Source organism: Pseudoalteromonas sp. Z9A6 (assembly GCF_011378805.1).
GTDB classification, from domain to species: Bacteria; Pseudomonadota; Gammaproteobacteria; order Enterobacterales; family Alteromonadaceae; genus Pseudoalteromonas; species Pseudoalteromonas distincta.
Window position 1 is genome coordinate 21,371 of sequence record NZ_WTKZ01000012.1, and the last position, 19,095, is coordinate 40,465.

Here is a 19,095-nt window from a genome sequence, read left to right on the forward strand (position 1 = left end):
ACGTGGCAAACTTGCTAATACACGACTATTTTTTAGCTTTAGATGACAAATGCACACATTAGCTGATCATTACTTTTCAAGTATTCTTGATTACTTACAAGCGCAAGGCATTAATACTAAAACGGCTTTGCACGCTATTAGCTTTGACGAATTTAGTAATCAGCATACCCATCAATTAGCGCCGCGTATTAGTTTAAATAGTTACAATGCTTTATTAGTTTATGGCAAGAAAACACTTAACGACCCTCTTTTTGGTTTTACCCTAGGTCAACAAATTCGCACTGCTGACTACGGCGTTTTAGGTTACTTAATTGAATCAAGCGATAACTTAAGCAGTGCCATTAAAGCATTGTTAAGCTACGACAGCTTGGTGGCTGATATTGGTAAGGCCAAGTTTGAACTAAATATTGATACAGCAATTATTCGTTGGATTGCTCATCAAAGTTGTAATGAGCATGTTGTTTTACGAAACATGACCGCGTGGGTAAGTGTAATTCGCCAGTTAATAAACTTAACGCTTTCGCCAAGTAGTATTAGTTTCACTTATAATTGGTTGCCATTGCAAAGACGCGCCCTTGAATCATGGTTTAAATGCCCTGTAAAAAGCAGTGCTGAATATAATCAAATTAGCTTTCCGAGCCATTATTTAACGCTGCCCTTTAAAACCGATAACGCCATTATTAATTCTACTTTTAAGCAATTGTCAGAGCAGCAACTCTCTAACTTTAAAAGCCAGCAGCGTATTGACGATAAAGTTAATCAGTTACTTACAGCTAAAACCACCTTGCAAAACTGCAACCTAATAGGCATAGCTGATGCGCTCAATTTAACACCTCGAACGCTACAACGACGCTTAAAACAACAAAACTTAACCTTTGCTCAGTTACTTGAAAAAGAACGTAAAAAACGTGCAGATGCATTAATAGCCAGCATGCCACTTGCTGATTTATCTAATATTTTAGGATTTAAAGATCAAAGCTCTTTTAATCGCGCATTTTTACGCTGGCATAAGTGCTCGCCATTAAAATTTACAAAAAGCGCTAAATCAAAGTAAGGTGCTAATGCTGTTTATTTACATTAAATAAACATAAAATGTATACCTTTTAAGCTGCACTCTTTACACTAGTGATAATATTATTTAAAAAGATTTGTTTATGTTAGTGCGTGTTGTATTTAGTGCCTGTGTATTTATGTTTTATAGCGCCATATGTAACGCAGACCCCGTCACATTTATAGCTGAAGACCTTCCTCCTTATCACTTTAAAAATCAGCAAGGTGAAGTAAGCGGCGCTTTAGTCGACATTGCCAAAGCAGTTGTGAAGCAAACAAACTTAACCGCTAATTTTGAAATAATGCCTATGGCCCGCGTTTTTAAGGAGCATAAAACAAATACCAACGCCATAATGTTGTCTTTGTTAAAAACCCCAGAGCGGATTAATAAATATACGTGGTTAGGGGAAGTGTATTTTGCAGATGCTTATTTAATTAGCTTAAAAAGCCATATAGATGAAGTTGTTCACTTAAATTTTGCTAAAGAGTATAAAGTAGCAACCATTCGTGGCTACCTGAGCGAAGCCTACTTAAAGCAAAAAGGCTTTACCGAAAATAACAACTTAATACTGGTCAGTTACTATAATCAACTTTGGCAAATGCTTTATAAAAACCGAATCGACTTTGTAGTAACTAATACACTTACACTTAATAACGAGCTAAAAAGCCTAGGACTCGATCCTAGCCTAATAACAAAACGAATTCATTTAAGCGATCTTCCCTCCTCACTTAATTTTGCAGCAAGTAATCAACTTAATCCTAAAACAGCTAAAGCACTCTCTGACGCATTAAGTAGTATTAAATAAAATGGTGAATACCATGCCATTTTAAACAAGTGGCAACTTTTATTACCAAACACGACTAACTTGCAGCACTAACCATAGTTAAAGCCCGACATTAGTTATTGGCAGTGGTTATTTAGTTATTTGCTAAACGCGGCAAAGCAAACTACAAAATTAAAAATCTCCTCCCCCCCAAAATAGACTACACCTTAGCGCCAAAATCTACGTTAAACATCACTAAATGAATAGCCAAGCACATATAAAATACATACCGCAAACACTTCCATAAAAGCCGTTAAAAAACACCTAAACCAAATTGGTATAACAAAAAATCATTTAAAAAATATTTAATTTTACTAATTGGTAAGTTTTAATTTTTAAATTGGTATGCTAGATTGAGATTAAGCGATGCCTGTACCGCACAATTTTTACTTCATCACACAGAGACAATAATGATAAAAAATACATCCACATTTAAACTTACGGCTTTAGCCGTTATCACCCCTTTACTTTTTACCGCTTGTTCAAGTACCCAAAGCACTAATCAGCAAAGCGATGCGCCGGTACCTGCAACAAAGTTTGATTTATCTCACTGGAAAATAAATGTACCAGTGGATTTAAACAACGACGGTAAAATTGATGAAATAGATGTAGAAGAAATTCAGACTTACGCACACCCTGATTTTTTCTACCTTGATGAAAAAGGCTACATGGTATTTACCTCCCCTAATAAAGCGCTTACAAGTGCTAACTCTACTAATACCCGTAGTGAACTTAGACAAATGATCCGTGGATCAAATACTAAAATTAAAACTAAACACTCTAAAAACAACTTTGCTTTAGCTGTTCACCCGCTATCTGACAGATTTGGTTCTGTTGGTGGAAAAATGGAAGCAACATTAAAAGTAGATCACGTTGCGCTACGTGCTACCGACCCTGATAAAAAAGCAGCTTACTCGGTTGTTATAGGGCAAATTCACGCAGGTAAAGATCAGGCACTTATTGATACCAAGCTTGGTTATGGCTGGGGCAATGAGCCACTTAAAATATATTACAAAAAATGGCCAGGACATAAAACAGGCTCAGTTTTTTGGAACTACGAACGTAACTTAGCTAAAACGAATCCTGATCGTACAGACATTACTTACCCAGTTTGGGGTAATACATGGGAAAACCCTAACGAGCCAGGCGGTGCAGGTATTGCACTAGGTGAAGAATTTAGCTACACGGTAAATGTGTATAAAAATGTTATGCACCTTACATTTAGCGCACAAGGCAAAGAAGACGTTAATTACTCTATTAACTTAGGTAATAACGTAGATGCTTATGGCAAAGTGGACGAAAAAGACCATCCACATGGCTACGCTGCAGATTGGCATTACTTTAAAGCCGGCGCTTATAACCAATGTAGTACTAAAAGCGCGAAAGGTATTTGGTACCCAGGTTGTTTAGGTACTGGCGATTGGTCTACAGATAAACAAAATGGCGATTACGCTCAAGTAAGCTTTAGTAAACTAGCGTTAAGCCCAGCGACACCGCCAACAAAATAACTAGGCTAGTACAGCCTCAGATAAGTAATTTTTTAGTGATGTAAACAGTGGCGTTGGTAGATTATTAATATCGTACCAGCGCCACTTTAAACATTTATTAGGCTCTTTAAGCTCAGGCTCTCCGCCTTCAAAATCAGCTTTTACATACAGCGTAATATAGTGTTTGTTCTCTGCTGTAAAAATATCATTGGTAAAATCAAGCTTAGTAATTTTACTTACCTTTAAACCTGTTTCTTCAAACACTTCTCGTATTGCACATTGCTCAACACTTTCACCAAACTCTAAATGTCCACCAGGTGTTGCCCATGTATTAGCACCATGCGCGCCAATGCGCTCACCTAGTAAAATTGTGTTTTGGTGCTTTATGATAACCGCCACACCAACTCTTACTACGTTACTCATATCGTATTTTCTCTTATTTTTACTGCCCGCCATGCTGAACCACACGCTTTGTGTTGTCAATTTGGTATTTTTAAAACCAGTGTGTTGATTAACTTTTAGCCGACCAAGGTCGAATAGCTTGCTTACTAAAAAAAGCCTACATTTTGTAAGGTCTCTCACACACAAATTTAGCTTTAGGAGCCTTACATGTCAGGCGAATATAAACAGCAATATAATGCCTTTAAACAAAACCCAGCCGAGTTTTGGCTCGAACAAAGTAAAAATATTCCATGGTATAAAACCCCCACAAAAGTATACACACAAGACGACGACGGGCTTTACCATTGGTTTAGTGACGGGCAATTAAACACCAGTGTTTTAGCGCTAGACCAGCACGTTATTGCCGGATTTGGCGAGCAAACTGCACTGATTTACGACTCTCCAGTCACTAATACAAAGCAAACTTATAGCTACTCACAACTACAACAAGAAGTTGCTAAATTTGCAGGCGTAATACAATCGTTAGGTGTTATAAAAGGCGACCGCGTTGTTATTTATATGCCAATGATCCCACAAGCTGTTATTGGTATGTTGGCGTGCGCGCGCCTTGGTGCTATTCATTCGGTGGTATTTGGTGGATTTGCTGCACACGAACTGGCTGTACGCATTGATGATGCCAAGCCCAAGCTTATACTTAGCGCCTCATGCGGTGTTGAAGTAAACAGCGTTATTGAATACAAACCACTCATTGATAACGCAATAGACTTAGCTGCGCATAAAGTAGAACACTGCGTTATTTATCAGCGTCCACAAGTAACCGCCACTCTTAAGCCTAAACGAGACATAGATTGGACTCAGGCAATGCAAACGGCTGCAAGCGCAGATCCGGTGCCGGTAAATGGAGATGACCCGCTTTATATTTTATATACCTCAGGCACGACAGGCACACCCAAAGGCGTAGTACGCGAAAATGGCGGTCACGCAGTGGCAATGCAATACAGCATGGCAACCGTTTATGGTATGAAGCCCGGCGACGTATTTTGGGCAGCGTCTGACATTGGCTGGGTAGTTGGGCACTCTTATATAGTTTACGCACCGCTAATGTATCGCTGCGCGACCGTATTATATGAAGGTAAACCCGTTAAAACGCCCGATGCTAGTGCATTTTGGCGCGTGGTAGAAGAATATAAAGTAAATGCATTATTTAGTGCCCCCACCGCATTTAGAGCAATTAAAAAAGAAGACCCAAATGCCGATGGTTTTAATCAATACGATACCTCAAGCTTAAAACGTTTATTTTTAGCTGGCGAGCGGTTAGATCCTCCCACTTACGAGTGGCTTAAAGAAAAAACCAAACTGCCAGTGCTCGATCATTGGTGGCAAACAGAAACCGGCTGGGCTATTGCTTGTAACCCTGTAGGGCTTGAGTACTTAGCAACAAAACCTGGCAGCTCTACCGTGCCAACTCCAGGTTTTGACGTGCGAATATTAGATATGGATGGCAATGAATGCAAAGCTAACGAGCAAGGCGCCGTGGTAATTAAACTGCCACTTCCACCGGGTTGCCTACCAACAATTTGGCAAGATACTCCGCGCTTTAAAGCAAGCTACCTAAATGAATACGAGGGGTATTATTTATCTGGCGATGGCGGTTATATTGATGAAGACGGCTACCTATTTATTATGGGCAGAACCGACGACGTTATAAATGTAGCAGGGCATAGGCTTTCTACCGGCGAAATGGAAGAGATAGTAGCCGCGCACCCTGCTGTTGCTGAATGCGCTGTTTTTGGTGTAAACGATCCCCTAAAAGGGCAACTCCCTATGGGAATGATCGTGCTTAAAAATGATTTTATGGGCTCAAGTATCGACGTGGAAGAAGCACTTGTTTTAAGTGTTCGTAATCAAATTGGCGCTATTGCGTGCCTTAAAAATATAGTCAGTGTAGATAGGCTGCCCAAAACACGCTCGGGTAAAATACTGCGTAAAAATTTACGTCAACTAGTTGATGGCGAAGAACTACAAATACCTTCAACCATAGATGATGCCAGTATCTTTGAAGAAATAAACCAACAACTAACACAAAGATAAACCCAACCAACCTATCTAAAGCCATTTTTATAATGGCTTTTTATTTCATCCTTATATTTGATCCTTTTACTTAAGCTTTAATTTAACCAATAGCTGAAATTTTTTACGGCTTAATGCTTTCTTCTTTTAATAGCGTTATTAATTTAATCAATTTAAAAAGGAATGGTGTATGCCCCGCTTGCTACAAAAACTATTAACCACAGCCCTATTGTTTATAGGCTTTGCCACACAAGCCTATGAAATAGAAGACTTAGGAGATGGCTTACACCGCTTTATAGACGACAGACACCGCTCAGTATTTTTAATCACTTCTTAAGGTGCAATTGTTACCGACCCGCTTAATAAAAAAGCCGCCACCTGGTTAAACGAGCAAATTAAAACCCGCTATAACGTACCGGTAAAGTATGTAATTTATAGCCATAATCACAGCGATCATATTTACGGCGCCGAGGTATTTAAAAACCCGCACACCACGTTTGTAGCGCATAAACTCGCTGCGCAAGATATTAAAAACACGCAAATGAAAACAGTAACGCCCAGCCTTACTTTTGATAACGAGCTACTACTTACCCTTGGTGATTCTACAGTAAAGCTTAACTACCATGGTCCAAACGATGGTCGTGGTTCGGTTAGTATATTATTCGAAAAGCAAAAAACACTATTTGTAGTTGATTGGATTGTTATTGGCAGAATGCCGTGGCAAAAGCTGTGGAGCTACGATATTCAAGGCATGATTAATTCAACCCAAGCGGTACTCAAATATAACTTTGATACCTTTGTAGGCGGACATGCCGATATTGGCAGCAAGGCTGATGTAGCGCGCTATTTAAGTTATTTAGAGCTTTTATACAGCCAAGTAACAGCAGGCGTTTTAGCCGGTAATACGCTTGATGAAATTAAAAAAAATGTAAAATTAGACCAATTTAGTGACTTTAAACAGTTTGATGCATGGTTACCGCTTAACATAGAAGGCGTGTACGAGCGTTTAATGGAAGAGTCTGGTATGGGTTGGCGCAGCGATTTATAAGCTTTAATCTAATAATTATTGGTATTGCCGTATTTAACGCAATACCAATGTATTCATTAATTAGTTAAATAAAGTTATTACTGATCAAACCTTTTTAATCTACCTCAATTACTTTAAGCAGTAACCTACATACAAACCGAGTAAGTAATACTCCAATTGCATCTAGTTCATTTACACAAACCCACGCTTTGGGAATAAACATACTTTATAGGCTGGATATATTTAGGTATTTTAAAAACGTCTTAGGTTTACCAAGCATTCATAGGGATTTTTAAAGGTACTTGGCTACCATCTTCATTCTCTAAAAGTAATTGTAAAATCTCTCCAGACTCCTTGCGCATTAATTCTTTTGCTTCACTGGCAGGGCAGCCTGGAATTTTACAGCCTTCTATAGAAATGATTTCCTGTCCTGCAACAATCCCTGCTTTTTCAGCGGGTGAATTAGGCTCTACTTTTTCAATAATAAAATGATGTTACCGTCGGACTAAAAAAACCATCAGCGCCAACGTTCCCCACAACTCCAAGTTTAACCTTCTCTGCAGCCAAGGCATTGAAAGAAGTAATTGAGATTAAAATAATTATGAATTTGAACATATGAATTAACACTCCATGTAAGTCTATCGTTAATATTCTTTACTATTCATAGTCTTAACAAATTACTTAACACATTACTATCACTAAGTTTTTATATTCTCAGCGTTAAATTAAATATTTTTGAATGTAACAACCTAAGTATAAAAAAGTCTATTAACTAAAATCGACCACCACTTCATAACGCCCAGGCATGTCGTTTACTTTGTATACCCAACCGTGTCGTTTTATTATTTTTTCGCTTAACTCTAATCCTAAACCGTAGCCAATATTGGCGGGCTTGTTTGTGTTATTAGCAGTGTGTGGCATATCCGTTTGTTCGCTGCTATTTACTATAATTACGCGGCTACCTTGTTGAGTAATACGCACTTGACCTTGTTGCGTATGCTGATACGCATTACGTATTAAGTTAGTAAGCACAATGTGGCATGCGGTGGCTTCGGTACTAATAGTCGTACTTTGGTTATCAGTATTTATAAGTACATTAACTTGTTTTGAATTGAGTAAATAATCGAGTTCGTTACCCAAGGTCGTTATTTTTTCGGCTAGGTTTACAGGCTCTGGTGCACTTTGCTGGTCGTCATTTCTGCTAAGCCACAATAACGTCTCGGTTAAATCGCTCATGGTTAAACCGGCGCGCTCTATTCGCTGCAGTGTAAGTTGCTGTTTATCGCTTAAAGGTGCTTTTTCGCTTAAGCGGTTAAGTAACTCAACGTTGCTACGAATAACCGAAATTGGTGTACGTAACTCGTGGCTCGCATAATTTAAAAAGCGCTGCTCTCGCTCAAGGCTCTCGTGAGCAGAAAGCAAGCTACTGCGTATTAGCGTTGCCAAGGTATTTAGTTCGTTATAGGTAAAATCGGGCGGCGTGTTTTGTAAATTTTTTTGATTTAACGACTTAGCCCAACCGCGTAGTGACTCTACTGGCTTAGCTATTTTTTTCATTACCATAAACAAAAAGAAGGTAAATAAGGCAATGGCTGCAAAACCTGTTATGGCTATCAATGTCATACGGTGTATTGGTTTTACAGTTCCCATTCTTTTAGGGCGATCTTTTTCAAGCATAATGCGCGATATATAACGCGCCTCACCATTTGGGTTTTGATAGTAAACAACAAAAAACAAGTCTGCGGGCATAGCAAACAATGAGGTGTCATCTTTCATTTTTTGTAGTACGCCTGCTTCATTTGGCATAACTTCAAATTTTTGCTGTATTATTTCTGGCATGTCTTCCCAACGGCTTGCCACATTAAATCCAACAATATTTTTTGGCTGACCGTCTTCAACTTCAGTGGTTTGCGAAAGCTCAAACATAACTCCGTTTAACCCTCGGTCTAAGCCATCAATAAAATAATTAACACTTAAAAACGAAAAACCAATTGCCATTAATGAACTTAAAAGCACCATGGTGGCAAAAAAATACAACCTCAGGCTGGGTCTAATTTTCATGCTTGTGTCCCATTTTTTAATTTTAGCGCAAACCCTACACTGGGTATTGTTTCTAGTATGGCTTGGCAATGCGCCTGCTCTAGCTGTTTACGCAAATGATGAATATGCACTTTTAAGCTATTGCTGTCTGGCTGATCGCCTCCCCATATTGCTTGCATAATTACCTGTCGGGTTACCGGTTTTTGCTGCTCTCGTACAAGCACTTCTAATAACTTAAAAGTAATGGGTGATAACTTTAAACTGTGCTCTGCCACTGTTGCTGTATGCGCGGTTAAATTAAGTGTTAAATTAGCAAATGTAAGTCGCTTAACCTCTCCACTTTTACGCTTTGCTAATACTTGAACCCGCGCTACTAGCTCTTTCATCGCAAATGGTTTTACTAAATAGTCGTCACTACCGGCTGCAAACCCCTCAAGCTTATTGTCCAGGCTATCGCGCGCTGTCAGCATTAATACAGGTATATCAATGCCTTGCTCACGCAATGATTTACACATGGTTAAACCGTCCATTTTGGGCATGTTTACATCTAATATAATCATTTGATATTGATTACGTTCTATTAAATTTAAACCCATTACGCCATTGCTTGCATGGTCACACTCTATTGACTCAATTTCGAGATAATCAACAATGGTGGTTGCCAAATCTATGTCGTCTTCAACCAGTAGTACGTTTATCATTAAGAGGCTACTTCCTGCGTTTTATTTTTAGCACCTAGCGATATTAGCACAGCATCAATACCGCGTTTAGCATCGGTTTGAATCATCAATAATGCCGGTATAAGTATTAAGGTAATAACCGTGGCAAACAAAATACCGTAGCCAAGTGATGCCGCAGCAGGAATTAAAAATTGTGCCTGCATTGAGGTTTCGCTAAGTAGCGGCACTAAGCCTGCGTACGTCGTAATTGAGGTAAGTAATACCGCACGTAATCGGCTCGTACACGACTCAACGATGGCATCGTGCGTGCTCATGCCCTCTTCTTTTACTAGTTCGTTAAAGCGTGAAACAAGTAATAAGCTGTCGTTTACAACTACCCCACTGAGCGCCAAAATACCATTTAACGACAATATACTAATGGTTAAGTCGTTCCACCAATGTCCTAAAATAGCGCCCACAATGCCAAACGGAATTGCTACCATAATCAACATAGGTTGAATGTACGATTTAAGCGGAATAGCCAGCAACACGTAAATAACTAATAAAGCCGCTACAAACATAGTGCTCATTGAGCTGGTGGTTTCGCTTTGTTGCTCTGCCTCTCCTGCAAAATACACACTTAAGTTAGGAAATTGCTGTGTTAACTCAGGAATTAAGTCGCGCTTTAAATTAGCAACTAACTCGTTTGGAGCAATCACGTTTTTATCTACTTGGGCGCTTAAATAAATTGCACGAAGTCCATCAATGCGGGTTATTTCATCTTGCTGATATTCACTGCTTACTGTGGCTACGTTAACTAAAGGGACAACCGTGCCATCGGGTAGGCGAATACGCGACTGCATTATATCGGCAGGTGTTTTACGAGCATCTTCTGGGTAGCGTACACGTACTTTAACTTCGTCTTTATTACGTTGGTAGCGCTGTACAACTGCACCACCAAAGGCTTGCAGTACTTGCTTTGATAAACTAGCTGTATCCATGCCAAGCGCGCGCCCTTGTGCATTTAGGGTAAATTTAAGCTGTGGCTGACCTGGGTTTAAGTTGTCGTCTATTCCGTTAACGCCTGCGGTATTTTGTAAGCGCTCCTTAAATAGTGCACCCGCCGCCATTACGGTTTCGTCGTCCCACGCTTTAAGTTCAACTTTAAAGTTATCGACCATTTTACGCGTGGCTAATATTTGTAATTTTTTACTGCCCTCAAGGCTACCTGCTACGCGCTGCCATTCTTGAGCAAATTCGCTTGCTGTAAAAGCGCCTTCGTTTAATAGCTCAACGCTTACTTCACCGCTGGTGTCGCTGCTACTAATGACTTGTAGGCTGGTTATTTCGCTTTTGTCAGAGCTCAACTTAGTCATTAAGTTTTGCTCAGCTTGTAATGCACTTTGCTCAAGCGTTAGTAAGTTTGTGTTTGTTTGCCCATAAGCTGCGTCGTTTTGCATAACCAAATCGGCTGTTACGGTATCGCCTGCAATACTTGGGAAAAAGCCAACTTTAACTGTGCCTGTCATCGGCATGCCAATAACTAATATAAAAAAGGCGATAAACGCAGCCACTACGGCGTACCTAAAGCGCAGTGAAAATTCAATAACCTTGCAGTAAATGTTTTTACTAAACCAGCTTAAGCCGCTATCAGCACCATGTTGTATTTTTGACCACAGACCTGCTAAGCCTTTTTTAACTTGGCGTTTAGTACTAATGTGGGCTAAATGCGATGGTAAAATAAGTTTTGATTCAACAACCGAAAGCAGTAAACAAATGGTCACTACAGTGGCAAATTGAGAGTAAATTTTACCTAAGTTACCTGACACATTCGAAAGCGCCACAAACGCAGCCACCGTGGTTAACACCCCAAATATTGTTGGCACAGCAACCTTCATGGTGCCTAAAACTGTATTATTTAATGTATCGCCATGTTTTTTACGTGTGGTGTAAATACTCTCGCCTACAACAACGGCATCGTCTACCACTATGCCCAGCGCCATAATAAAGCCAAAGGTGGTCATTTCGTTTATGGTCAGTGCGGTGTAGCCATCGGTCATAAAATAAAGCGTGCCAAAAAATACAAACGGCAAGCCACCAGCCACCCATAGCGCTACGCGTACGTTTAAAAATATGGCAAGTATTACAAACACCATAATAATACCGGTCACGGCATTTTTAGTAAGTAGCGATAAACGCTCGGTGATCATGGTGCTTTTGTCGTGCCAGCTTTCAAGCTCTACGTTTTGAGGTAATAAACCGCTTTCGTGCCATTTATCTATTACGCTATTAGCTTGTTCAACAATGGTAGTTATATCGCTGTTATCGCCCATTAAAATTTCAACGCCTACGGCATTTTGTTGGTTATAACGGCTTAATGAGTTGCTGTCTTCGGCAAATGAGTCGGTAACTGTTGCTACATCGCCTAACTTAATTTGCGTGCCTGATGCAGTGCTCAACAATACAATATTGGCAAAGTCGCGCTGCCAGTAAGCTTGGTCGGCGGCTTTCAAGCGTATAATTTTACTGCTATCGCGCAAACTAGTCGAAAGCGGGCTTGATGACTCATTATTAATGACCTCACTTACATCACTAATAGTTAAGCCATACGCTTGTAATTTACCTTCGTCGATTTCTATGGACATCATCGGGTCGAGCACACCCGATTGCGCTACGTCGCTAATGCCTGATTGCGCTAATAAATCGGCTTTAAGTTTTTCACCCAGGTTTTGTAATGTATGGCGATCGGCATCCCCAAAAAGTTGCAGCGTTAATGCATGATCTTGCCTACGGGCTTTATCAATAACAGGTTGCTCAGCATCTGCGGGAAAGTTATTAATAGCGTCAACTTGGTTTTTAACGTCAACAAGTAACTCATCGAGTGAGTAATCAGTACTTTTTTCAATGCTTACATGGCTGCCGCTAGCATCGGATGTAGAGATAATACGTTTAATACCTAATACGGTTTCGAGCGCTTCTTCAATTTTTAACGCTATTCCTTCTTCGGCTTGCAATGCATCGCCACTGTCGTAAACCACCGATACCGAAATAGTATCTGGCTCTAAACTCGGAAATGCCTCTTTACGTAAAGTCGTAAGCGACATAATACCCATTACAATCACAATAACTAACAATAAGTTAGCGGCAACAGAGTTATTTGCAAACCAATTAATAATACCATGCAGCGGGTTATTATTACTGGGTATTTGAGGTGGTTGATGAGGGCTCATTATTGTATCTCCTCAACTATTGGATTTACTTTCATGTCGTTTAAGTAACTAACAAGTGGGCGCGCCACCACTTTTAGATTTTTAGCACCATCTACTGGCGTAATATATACGTAATCCCCACGCTCAAATACTTTATTAGCGTGTGTGCTTACTAAGCTATTTTGATCATTTACGTACCAAATTAAGCCATCTTGAGATACCGCCGAAGCAGGCAGTTTTATTACGTTACTTAACTGCTTACCGGCAATTTCTACCGCTAAAAATGTGCCAGGCAGTAACGGCGTTGTTTGCTCAAACGGTTTATCTAAGGCAACAATTACGCTGCGTTGACGCGAGCTGTCATCAAGGTGTTGCTCAAAACGTGCAATATAACCGTTCCATTTAGTATTAGTGGTTACATCAGTTAAAATAACCTCGCCTGATTTATTATTTGCTAGGTTTTGCCACTGACTTAATGAAAGCGGTACCGTTATTTCTACTTTGTCAGTGCTGTTTAGCGTGGCAAGCGTATCGCCAATACTCACATAAGTACCTAAATCTATATCGCGCGATAAAATAACAGCGTCAAATGGTGCACTTAACTGGGTGTTATTTACATCACGCTGTGCGGTTTTAAGTGCATATTGTGCTTTATCGAGCGTAGCTTGCGCGGCTTCTAACTGCAGCGTTCTAAATACAAGCGGCGAGCTTGGCGCTTGCGTAACGCCTGAGCGATCCCATTCACGTTTTGCTTGATTACCTAAATCTTGTTCTTCTTGCAGTGCTAGTTTTGCATCAGCCAATGTTGCTTTTGCGCTAGCTAGAGCTTGTAAGTATTCGGTGTCATCAATTTGTGCAAACACCTGCCCTTTAGTTATTAAGCTACCGGTCGCAAATTGCTCGCTCATACTGGTTACTTCGCCTTTAACTTGTGCTTTTAAGCTAAGTGACCAATGCGCTTTAGCTTCACCGTGGCCGCTAACATAAGCCTGATAAGTGCTCGGAGCTGCATTAATTACCGATACATTTGGGGCAATAGCTTTAATAGCGGCTGGTTGTGGGCTGTTTGCTTGTTCAGTTATTTTTTGACCGTTATACATAATAGCAAGCCCTATACAAACAATAGCAACAAGCGTTACAACAACCGGTGTTGGCGAAATTTTCATGACGATACTCCAAGGCCCAAAGCGAGGCCTAAATCTATGCGGTTAGTTAAAAGGGTGTAGTTTATTTGGCTAAGCTGGGCTTGCAGGTCGTATACTTTTTGTTGCACTGTTAGCAAATCTAAAATATCAACCAAACCTTGTTGATACTTACTTTGATAGTTACTAAAGCTGCGTTTAGCGCTAGCAAGTGCATTGCTAATTTGCAGTTGCTGCTCGGTTAATGATTGCTCCTGCCCGAGTGCATTTTCAACTTCGTTTACCGCACTTAGCAGCGTATCTTGGTACTGCCAAAACGCTTGCTCGGCATTTAATTTTGCAATATCAACTTGCGCACGCAGTGCTCCACCTTCAAATAAAGGGGCACTTAAACTGCCTAATAAACTCCACACTGGGCTGGTTAATAATGATTGGCTTGGCGTGCTTGCAAAATCACTCAGTGATGCCGAAAGCGAAATACTAGGTAGTAGCTCTTTGTACGATACATCAACCAAGTAATGCTTTGCCTGAATGTTGTAATAGGCACTTTGTAAGTCAGGTCGGCGCGCTAAATCTTGCTCTGGTAATGTACTTAATGGCTCAATAACGTTTGGTAGTGTTAATGTATTTGGCAGGTTTTGAAGTTTATCAGTGCCTACAATTAGCATTAAAGCACGCTTTGCTTTTGCTATTTGCTCTTGATAGTCGGCAATGGTTGCGCGAGTAGATGCCGTGCTAGTACGGGCGGTATCAAGCGCTTCTAAATCACCTAACCCATATTGGTAGCGCTCTACAATACTTTGCTCATTATTTTGTAAAACAACTAAACGTTGCTTCTCTATATCGAGCAAATTTTGCTGCAAAATAATATTTAAATAAGTACGAATAACACTCGCTACTAATGTGTCTTTAGCGCCTTGATAGGTAGCTTGGTTACTGGCAATAGTCATATCTTGCGCGGCTACATTGTCAGCAATTTTTTGCCATATATCGGCTTCCCAGCTTATACCTACTGATGAGCTATATTGCGTGCCTTCGGTTTCACTGCGCTGCGCGTCAAATCCCGCATCTACACTAAACCACTGACTTGCAGCAGTTACATCACGCTGCGCATAAGCTAATTTTAATGCAACATGCACTTGATTAAACGATGGGTTATTAGTAACAGCTTGCTCAATAAGCGAATCAAGCCCTTCAATATCCACCAAATCGGTAATGTAATTTACTTGCTGTGCGTTATTTTGCGTGTACTGCCAGTTTGTATGTTGTTTTAGCGACTGCTCAGTACTATTACCTTTATAGCTTGGCTGACTACTACATGCAGCAAGCGTACAACTAAGTGCAAATAACAAACTGGTTGAGTGCTTTTTAAAATAAACCATTTAACTATGCCTAATTCGTACTATTACACATAGCTTATTAGGGCAAGGGTTAAGAGTGGGTTAAAAGGAGTTAACTTACTTTAGACAAATTAGTATTTGCCTCGCTTAGCCAAATTACGTAGCCTTTGGCAAAAATACTCATTCAAAACCCACATGCATAAATTAATTTTTACCCTTTTTTTAATACTCCCTAGGTTATTGCAGGCTCAAGTCACTTTAAGCGATAAAACGCTTATTTATAGTGGTCAAATCAACAAACAAAATAACAATACAGCAGCTGAGCTGTTAAAAAACAATCCCACAATTAATACCTTTACTATTACCAGCGGCGGCGGAAACATAGCTTTAGGAATGGATTTAGCCGAGCTAATTTTGGCGCATAAATTAACCGTAAATATAAAGCAGTTTTGTTTTTCATCGTGTGCTAATTATGTGTTGCTTGCTGGGCACCCTACTACAATAGAACCTAATGCAATTATCGGTTGGCATGGCGATGCAGCCTCAGCAAAATGGTTAGACAGTGATATTGATGCCATGGTAAAGCATTTAGAAGAGCCGCAAAAAAGCCAAAAGTGGGAAGAATTACGTGCTCATTACGATGAGGTAATTAATAAAGCAAGCCTGCGCGAAAAAGCCCTATACAAAAAATTAAACGTAAATCATGATTTACTCACTGTAGGGTTAAAACCCAATTTACGCAGCGCAGCTATAAAGCAACGTGCCCGTGGCTGGACGTATTCACCTAAAGTGCTTAACTATTTTGGAATTAGCAATATTAGCTATAATAATTGGCAACCTCGCTCAGCTAAAAACTTCCCCCTTCTTATTATTAACGATCTTAAATAATTAATTGGTTCCCCTCCATTTAGTAACACTCTCTTATTTGCAATATAAACCCTGTTAAGCGCAGGGTTTTGCTTTTTAGGGACATTTTCAACTTCAATTGAATACTCACTATTTATAATACAAATACAGATTAAACTTTTAAATCTAATTGATATCAGTTATCATTCGCAACATCATTAACTTTTTATATTAACAATAATGAACAAGCTAATTAAGTTTACCCCAATATTATGCGCCCTTGCTTTAACTGGCTGTGGTGGTGGCTCTGGCAACACAGCCCCGCAGTTTGCACAACCTAATTTAAGCTTTACTGTAAACGAAGACGCTCCATTTACTGCTCAAGTAACAGCCACCGACGACGATACCCTTAGCTACACACTTGCTAATGCACCAAGTAACGGCACTATAGCAGTAGAAGCAAATGGTCAATTTACGTATACGCCTTTTAGTAATTATTATGGCGAAGATACCGCGACCATTAGCGCAAGCGATGGCAACTTAACAGCAAATGTTGTAGTACGTTTTAGCGTAGAAAATGTTAATGATGCACCACAGTTACTAACCAATAACGTGTTTGTTACCTCTTCAACCACCACACAAGGGATTATTACTACGCAAGATTTAGATGGTGACACCGTAACTATTAGCTTAATTACACCACCTAGTAATGGCGTAATGAGCATAAATAGCACCACGGGTGAATTTACCTATGAGGCACAAACTCTAAGCAGCATTGATGAGCAATTTGAAATTAGTTACACAGATGGCCTAATTAGCGAGCCATTAACTGCAATTATTTCGTTAAGCCCTTCTTATGTAACTAACGAAGACAAACTTAATTATTACTACAGTTCAAGCCTATCTCACCTAAAACAAGCAGATGAACTAAGCGCAAATATTGCTGACGAACTGTCTCGTTACGATATATACGCAACCCAAGCTGCGGCCTATGCGCGTGCAGGATTTTTAGATACTGCTAACGACTATTTAGCACTTATAAACGAGCAAACGGCGCGTTCTTCGGCACTAAAAGATGTGGCGCAAGCACTTGATGAAATAGGCCAAACAGAGCAAGCAAACGATTACCGCGTCCAAGCGGTAGCGGCCTACAACCAATACTTAGCTGATAAAGGTTTCGATAACATTGCCTCATCAGACGCATCAGCACTTTACTCTTTAGTAAAAAGCTACCTAGACGCCGATCAAGTCTCGCAAGCAAGTAATTTGTTGAATACAATTTCGTTATACGCTGAGCAAGTACGCGAAGACGAATACACATCAAGCTATGGCTACTTTTTAAATAGCGTACGCTTATCAATAGATGATGCCCTACAAAGCTATACACAAAGCCTAGATGAAAGTGATTTAACTCAAGCCAAATTACTTGCCAATAACTACGCGCAACTTGCGGTAAAAACGGGTTACAGACTTGTACGTAGCGGCGAATACGAAGGCCAACCATACGAGCAATACAAAACGTTGCACGGGGCTTGGGCTGCGCAATACCTTTATAGAGCTGGCGAATTTGAAGCAGCAAAAGATTACACTAACCAAGTCCTTGCTATGTATGGCTCTACTGGTTTTGATAGTAACTACGCCTACTCAGCGTCGCCATACAGCGCCGCTACATTAGATAACTACACTTACCCTATTCAATTTTTAGCGGGCTTAATTGAAGGCTTATACCAAAGCGACGAAAACCCAGCAATAACGCTGTCAGACAGCGAAACCGATATAAACAACGCGCAAGAGCAAGTATATGGCTTTAATATAGCTAACCGCCTACTTGCCGGTGAAGATATAACAAGTGCCGCAGCACAAGCTCGCAACTTTTTTACTGAAAATGGCGATTACAACGAATTTTTTAGAGCACTTACCGAACTTGATAACGTCCCAGGCACAGGCCTAATTTTAAGTGAGGCCGGCAGAAACGACTTAGCACAGCAAGTATTTACCTATGCGGGCGACTTTTTAGCCTCTGATGAATACATTAGCAAAGAGTCATCAACCACGTTTTTAACGGGTTTCAAAGGCTGTAAGTCATTAGTAAGCTTAACAGCGCGAGTTGGTGGTGATACAGCAAGTGCGGCTAATAAATGTTTAACCATACTTAATACGCTTGATGATGGCGACATACGCACGCTAAGTAATAGCTCATCAATTACGGCGCATAATCAAGTAATAGTATCGCTAATTGAAGGCGGCTTAGCGGAGCAAGTGGCCGGTGTACACAATCAACTACTTAGCTATATTGCACTAGATGAAGATACCGAAGACAGATTTGAAGCCCGCCTAGAAACCTTAGGTTACTTAGTTAATGCAAACCAAACATCGCTTGCAAGCACCACTTTAAATGATGCAATTACAGAAATAACACCTGCGTTAAATGAGTTAACAAGCGATCAGCTAGAAACTATTTTAGCCGCTGTTAAAGCCGAAGTAATTGGTTTAGAAGAAGCTCAAACAGGTGAATTTTTACGTTATTCTATGCTTTCAAGTATGGGTTCAAACGCAGCGAACATTAGCGACTTTTCAGCAAATTATAGTAATGCAAAAACACAAGCTAGCACGCTTTTAAATACGCTTGAGCCTCTTATTTTGGGCTTTGCCGATACAATTATTGCCGACAACATGGCAGACTTAGTTAACAGTTTTACGTTAATTAACGATATTAGCAAAGCACAAAGCTTAATTAGTAACGGGGTTAATGGCGAAGCCGATCAGCTTGAGCTTTACATAGGCATGACCAACTTAGTCGCCTCTCGCGATGACTTTAGAGGCATAGCGATAGCAAGCGTAGATACCGACCACGACGGCTTACCTAACTTCTTTTTACCTAACACCAGCGATGAAGACATAGCCTTAGCAGGATTAATTGCCGACCAAGATGCCGATAACGATGGCGTCATTGATAGCGAAGACACTACCCCACTAGGTATTTAAATAAGAGCCGTAAT

11 protein-coding genes and 2 pseudogenes are annotated in these 19,095 nt (G+C 40.2%); 7 read left to right on the forward strand and 6 right to left on the reverse strand.

Annotated elements, in window-relative coordinates; genetic code table 11:
• Nucleotides 1-49: 49 nt before the first annotated feature.
• The 3 genes and pseudogenes from GQR53_RS06900 (at nucleotide 50) to GQR53_RS06910 (ending at nucleotide 3,382) form a co-directional block, all read left to right on the forward strand.
• Nucleotides 50-1,054 (forward strand): AraC family transcriptional regulator, encoded by a 1,005-nt coding sequence (locus GQR53_RS06900; protein ID WP_165743288.1) that lies wholly within the window; start codon nucleotides 50-52, stop codon nucleotides 1,052-1,054.
• 100 nt (nucleotides 1,055-1,154) lie between these two features.
• A pseudogene (locus GQR53_RS06905) lies at nucleotides 1,155-1,928 on the forward strand (transporter substrate-binding domain-containing protein).
• Between the two features lie 356 nt (nucleotides 1,929-2,284).
• Nucleotides 2,285-3,382, forward strand: a complete 1,098-nt coding sequence (locus GQR53_RS06910) for a polysaccharide lyase family 7 protein (RefSeq protein ID WP_024605809.1) — start codon at nucleotides 2,285-2,287, stop codon at nucleotides 3,380-3,382.
• On the opposite strand, the gene GQR53_RS06915 is transcribed toward GQR53_RS06910, so the two are convergent.
• On the reverse strand, nucleotides 3,383-3,784 hold the full coding sequence (locus GQR53_RS06915; protein WP_024605810.1) for an NUDIX hydrolase: 402 nt from the start codon (nucleotides 3,782-3,784) through the stop codon (nucleotides 3,383-3,385).
• 186 nt (nucleotides 3,785-3,970) lie between these two features.
• Here GQR53_RS06915 and GQR53_RS06920 point away from each other — a divergent pair, with 186 nt between their 5' ends.
• On the forward strand, nucleotides 3,971-5,854 hold the full coding sequence (locus tag GQR53_RS06920) for a propionyl-CoA synthetase (RefSeq protein WP_024605811.1): 1,884 nt from the start codon (nucleotides 3,971-3,973) through the stop codon (nucleotides 5,852-5,854).
• Nucleotides 5,855-6,023: 169 nt separating this feature from the next.
• Nucleotides 6,024-6,881: pseudogene (locus tag GQR53_RS06925) on the forward strand (MBL fold metallo-hydrolase).
• Nucleotides 6,882-7,628: 747 nt separating this feature from the next.
• On the opposite strand, the gene GQR53_RS06935 reads toward GQR53_RS06925, so the two are convergent.
• Genes GQR53_RS06935 through GQR53_RS06955 form a run of 5 tightly spaced genes read right to left on the reverse strand, consistent with a single transcriptional unit; the run spans nucleotide 7,629 to nucleotide 15,292 of the window.
• Nucleotides 7,629-8,921, reverse strand: coding sequence for a HAMP domain-containing sensor histidine kinase (locus tag GQR53_RS06935; protein WP_165743290.1), 1,293 nt, complete (start codon nucleotides 8,919-8,921; stop codon nucleotides 7,629-7,631).
• Nucleotides 8,918-9,601 (reverse strand): response regulator transcription factor, encoded by a 684-nt coding sequence (locus GQR53_RS06940; RefSeq protein WP_165743291.1) that lies wholly within the window; start codon nucleotides 9,599-9,601, stop codon nucleotides 8,918-8,920. Before GQR53_RS06940 ends, GQR53_RS06935 begins: the two co-directional genes overlap by 4 nt.
• Complete coding sequence (locus GQR53_RS06945) at nucleotides 9,601-12,789, reverse strand: efflux RND transporter permease subunit (RefSeq protein ID WP_165743292.1); 3,189 nt, start codon at nucleotides 12,787-12,789, stop codon at nucleotides 9,601-9,603. Before GQR53_RS06945 ends, GQR53_RS06940 begins: the two co-directional genes overlap by 1 nt.
• A complete protein-coding gene (locus GQR53_RS06950) occupies nucleotides 12,789-13,934 on the reverse strand; it encodes an efflux RND transporter periplasmic adaptor subunit (RefSeq protein WP_165743293.1) in 1,146 nt (381 codons plus the stop codon). The genes GQR53_RS06945 and GQR53_RS06950 overlap by 1 nt, the downstream gene beginning before the upstream one ends.
• Nucleotides 13,931-15,292, reverse strand: a complete 1,362-nt coding sequence (locus GQR53_RS06955; RefSeq protein WP_165743294.1) for a TolC family protein — start codon at nucleotides 15,290-15,292, stop codon at nucleotides 13,931-13,933. The genes GQR53_RS06950 and GQR53_RS06955 overlap by 4 nt, the downstream gene beginning before the upstream one ends.
• A gap of 153 nt (nucleotides 15,293-15,445) precedes the next feature.
• Between GQR53_RS06955 and GQR53_RS06960 the strand changes: the two genes are divergently transcribed.
• Entirely contained in the window at nucleotides 15,446-16,138 is a 693-nt protein-coding gene (locus GQR53_RS06960) for a hypothetical protein (RefSeq protein ID WP_240917453.1), read from the forward strand.
• A 198-nt stretch (nucleotides 16,139-16,336) separates the two neighbouring features.
• A complete protein-coding gene (locus GQR53_RS06965) occupies nucleotides 16,337-19,081 on the forward strand; it encodes a cadherin-like domain-containing protein (RefSeq protein WP_165743296.1) in 2,745 nt (914 codons plus the stop codon).
• Nucleotides 19,082-19,095: the final 14 nt, after the last annotated feature.